This is a genomic window from Bradyrhizobium sp. P2_E8 (genome assembly GCF_056403875.1).
In genome coordinates, this window is record NZ_JBFUES010000706.1 from 1 (window position 1) to 4,166 (window position 4,166).

Genomic DNA, 4,166 nt, shown 5'->3' on the forward strand with positions numbered 1-4,166 from the left:
ATCCGCACCAGCTCTCCGGAGGCCAGCGTCAGCGCGTGATGATTGCGATGGCGCTCGCCAACGAGCCCGACCTGCTGATCGCGGACGAGYCGACCACGGCGCTCGACGTCACCGTGCAGGCGCAGATCCTGGCGCTGCTCGCCGAGATCCGCGCGCGGCTCGGCATGAGCCTGCTCTTCATCACCCATGATCTCGGCATCGTGCGCCGCATCGCCGACCACGTCTGCGTCATGAAGAGCGGCGAGATCGTCGAGCAGGGACCGGTCGAGCAGGTGTTCAAGACGCCGAAGCACCCCTATACGCGCGACCTGCTCGCGGCCGAGCCGAAGCCCGATCCCGCGCCGCCGCAGCCGGGTGCGCCGGTGGTGATGTCGGCCGACGACCTGAAAGTGTGGTTTCCGATCAAGCGTGGCCTGATGCGCAAGACGGTCGGCCACATCAAGGCGGTCGACGGCGTCAGCGTCGCCGTGCGCAAGGGCGAGACGCTCGGCGTCGTCGGCGAATCCGGCTCGGGCAAGACCACGCTGGGGCTGGCGCTGCTGCGGCTGATCTCCTCGAACGGGCGCATCGTGTTCCTGGGGAAAGACATCCAGGGCCTGCGCTTCAAGGAGATGCGGCCGTTCCGGCGCGACATGCAGATCGTGTTCCAGGATCCGTTCGGCTCGCTCAGTCCGCGCATGTCGGTCGCCGACATCATCGCCGAAGGCCTCTCCGTGCATCAGCCGAAACTGTCGCGCGAGGAGCGCGAGGCGCGCGTGGTCAAGGCGCTCGAGGACGTCGGGCTGAAGCCCGACACCCGCTACCGCTACCCGCATGAGTTCTCCGGCGGCCAGCGCCAGCGCATCAGCATCGCGCGCGCGGTGGTGCTGGAACCGGATTTCGTCGTGCTGGACGAGCCGACCAGCGCGCTCGACATGCTGTTCCAGGCGCAGATGGTCGATCTGTTGCGCGAGCTTCAGCGCAAGCGCGATCTCACCTACATGTTCATCTCGCACGACTTGCGCGTCGTCGCCTCGCTTGCCAGCCATCTTATCGTGATGCGCGGCGGCAAGGTGGTCGAGGAGGGGCAGGCGGCCGAGCTGTTCAAAAACCCCAAGAGCGACTACACGCGCGCACTGTTCGCGGCGGCATTCCGGCTGGAGACGGCCGGGAATGGATCGGTGGCGACGTAGGAACTGCTGTCATTCCGGGGCGCGCGTGGCGCGAACCCGGAATCCAGAGATTGTGGGGCGAGATTCTCAGATCTGCAATTGCACCTCATAGTTCACGCGCGATGCGCGTGCCCCTGAATGACTGGAATAATCAGAGCCGCTTGATCGCCATGACCTCGCTGCCGGCCTGCTTGATCCGCGCAATCGCCGGTTCGATCGGCTCGATCACCGTCGCCATATGATGCGCATTGGCGTGAACCATGGTGCCGCCGTCGCGGACGATGGCGACATGGCCCTTCCAGAAGATCAGATCGCCGCGCAGCGCCTCCGTCATCAGCATCGCGCCCGGGGACGGCTGCTCGCGCACCGCTGCAATCGCATCCGTCACCTCGAATTCCTCGCCGGTGACGAAGCGCTCCGACTGCACCTTGCCTTCGAGATATTTGGCGGCGAGGTCGGCCCGCGCCGGTGTCAGCCTTGGATCGTGTCCTGGATCATGCATAGCGCTCGCTCAGCAATGTGTAGATGGCGCGCGCGGCCTGGCACTCGCCGCCTTCGGGGCGCGCCGGCTTCGCCGACGGCGTCCAGCCATAGATGTCGACATGCAGCCAGCTCTTGGCCTGCTCGACGAAGCGTTGCAGGAACAGCGCACAGATAATCGAGCCGGCAAAGCCGCCGGACGGTGCATTGGTGATGGTGGCGGTCTTGGAGTCCAGCCACGCATCGTAGGGCGGCCACAGCGGCATGCGCCACAACGGATCGTTCTCCCTGACGGCGCAGCGCGCGACGTCGGCGGCAAGCGTCTCATCATTGGTGTAAAAGGGCGGTAAATCCGGCCCCAGCGCGACGCGTGCAGCTCCGGTCAGCGTGCCGAGATCGATCAGCAGGTCGGGCTTCTCCTCGTCGGCGAGCGCCAGTGCATCGGCGAGCACGAGCCGGCCTTCGGCGTCCGTATTGCCGATCTCGACCGTGATGCCCTTGCGCGACGTAAAAATGTCGAGCGGGCGGAAAGCATTGCCGGCGACCGCATTCTCGACCGCCGGAATCAGCACGCGCAGCCGGACCTTCAGCTTCGCGTCCATCACCATGCGCGCGAGCGCCAGAACGTTGGCCGCGCCGCCCATGTCCTTCTTCATGATCAGCATGCCGCTCGACGGCTTCAGGTCGAGCCCGCCGGTGTCGAAGCACACGCCCTTGCCGACCAGCGTCACCTTGGGATGGGCGGGATCGCCCCAGCAGATGTCGATCAGCCGCGGCGCGCGGTCCGAGGCCATGCCGACGGCGTGGATCAGCGGAAAATCTGTCCTCAGATCCTCGCCGATGGTGCAGGCAAGGCTCGCGCCGAATTCGCTGGCGAGCTCTTGCGCGGCTGCAGCGAGCTCCTCCGGCCCCATGTCGTTGGACGGCGTGTTGATGAGGTCGCGCGCCAGCATCGCGGCATCCGCCATGCGGCTGATCTCGATCGCGTCGACGCCGTCAGGCGGCACCAGGCGGACATCGGGTCTATCCGCCTTGCGGTAGCGGGCGAAACGGTAGCAGCCGAGCGCGAAGGCGAGTGCGGCGAGCCGTGCATCGTGCGGTGCATTGGCAAAGCGATAGGTGCCCGGCGGCAGCAGGCCGGGCAGGGCGCCCGGCCGGAACAGGTCGCGGGATCTTGCGCCCTCGTCCTCGAGGCCGAACAGCACCTGCGCGATCGCACCGTCGGGGGCGGGCAGGGCGAGGTAGCCGCCCGGCTTGGCGGTGAAGGCGCTCGCCGTGGCGAACTGGCGTTGCGCCGGCGGCAGCGTCTCGGCGACCTGATCCCAGCTCGACTTGGTGACGAAGGTGATCGGGATGGCGGTCGGCGACGTCTCGAAGACAGATGGCATTGGCGGGTCCGGGTCGTCAGATCAGGCTGGTTATGCGGATGAAGGAGACTTCGCAGAGTTTTGCCGTGGCCGCAATCGGCTTTGCCGTCACCGTTGAGCGAGCCGCTACTCGCAGCAAAGGGGCCATGCTAGGTTCCGGCAACGGCCGCCAGATGGAAACGGATCGCCGGCGGCCGAAGGCGAAGCCTGCCGGGAGGAAATGCAATGGACGTCGTGTGGAGCATGGTCACATTCATCGGCCAGGCCGTCGAGGCGATCTTCAGCTATGTCGAGCATCATCATTGGATCTTCGCGTTTCTTGCCGGCGGCTACGTCTTCTATCTCCACGACCGCTCCGTACACGCCCGCTTCGATGCGCTCGACAAGCGCGTCGACGAAATCCGCAAGCGGCTTGCCATCGAATATTGATCCGGTGAAACGAAACCGGCGACGGGCAGATCTCGTATCCATCCGTGTAGAGAACTGCCGTTCACGCGCGCACGGCGGCAGGGCTTTACTAGCGCTGTGGTTGTGGCATTATCGGCGAATATTTTAGATTGCGCTGCTCGCCTCTGCACCCATCGAGTGCAGGAACGGAGTGGCACGCGGTTGATACTTGCCCCGGGGTTCGTCCTCGCCCGGGCCGAGACCGGCCTGAACCCGTTCGTCGAAAGCATTTCTCTCATCGTATTGGGCGGCGCAGCATCCGCAACGAGCGGCGCAAGATGGATAGATCGTTCGTTATTGCGCAGATTTCCGACCTGCATCTGGACGGGTCAGGGCGGCTGCTTGCGACGATCGAGACACTGAGCGCCGCCCTGCGCGAGAGGATGGCGGCCTTCGCGGACATTCCCGATCGCATCCTGCTGATCACAGGCGATCTCGTGGACGACCCGACGCCGCGCGCGCTCGACGAAGCGCTCGCCGTCATCGCGTCCTTCCGGCGGAGCCGTGTGTTCACCGACATCCAGGCGATTGCCGGCAATCACGACGCCAAGCGTCCGAGCCAGCGCGCGGGCCGCCACGACGTCTATGACTACCTGCATCTGCCGCGGACCTCGAAGAGCGTCTATTACCGCCACGCCGGCCTCGATCTGGTGCTGCTGGATTCCAACCGCGCCAGCCTCACGACGCTTGCGAGCGGCAATATCGACCAAGGCACGTACCA

Annotated in this window: 5 protein-coding genes; 3 read left to right on the plus strand and 2 right to left on the minus strand. The window is 65.6% G+C overall.

Translation table 11 applies throughout. From position 1 onward, the window contains the following. Positions 1-1,172, plus strand: a 1,172-nt coding sequence (locus tag AC1D00_RS29985; protein WP_477013155.1) for an ABC transporter ATP-binding protein, incomplete at its 5' end; no start/stop codon positions are given. A gap of 130 nt (positions 1,173-1,302) precedes the next feature. Here the strand turns inward: AC1D00_RS29985 and AC1D00_RS29990 are convergent. Then, a complete protein-coding gene (locus tag AC1D00_RS29990) occupies positions 1,303-1,653 on the minus strand; it encodes a hypothetical protein (RefSeq protein WP_477013156.1) in 351 nt (116 codons plus the stop codon). Further along, on the minus strand, positions 1,646-3,019 hold the full coding sequence (locus tag AC1D00_RS29995; RefSeq protein WP_477013157.1) for a leucyl aminopeptidase family protein: 1,374 nt from the start codon (positions 3,017-3,019) through the stop codon (positions 1,646-1,648). Before AC1D00_RS29995 ends, AC1D00_RS29990 begins: the two co-directional genes overlap by 8 nt. Positions 3,020-3,223: 204 nt before the next feature. Here AC1D00_RS29995 and AC1D00_RS30000 point away from each other — a divergent pair, with 204 nt between their 5' ends. Further along, a complete protein-coding gene (locus tag AC1D00_RS30000) occupies positions 3,224-3,427 on the plus strand; it encodes a hypothetical protein (protein ID WP_027544264.1) in 204 nt (67 codons plus the stop codon). Between the two features lie 296 nt (positions 3,428-3,723). Next, the coding region (locus AC1D00_RS30005) for a metallophosphoesterase family protein (RefSeq protein ID WP_477013158.1) at positions 3,724-4,166 on the plus strand (443 nt) is incomplete at its 3' end.

What these genes read in the sequence shown, in the direction of transcription:
- AC1D00_RS29990 (WP_477013156.1), bottom strand. Translation starts at nt 1,653, where the DNA reads ATGCATGATCCAGGACACGATCCAAGGCTGACACCGGCGCGGGCCGAC.
- AC1D00_RS30000 (WP_027544264.1), top strand. Translation starts at nt 3,224, where the DNA reads ATGGACGTCGTGTGGAGCATGGTCACATTCATCGGCCAGGCCGTCGAG.
- AC1D00_RS29995 (WP_477013157.1), bottom strand. Translation starts at nt 3,019, where the DNA reads ATGCCATCTGTCTTCGAGACGTCGCCGACCGCCATCCCGATCACCTTC.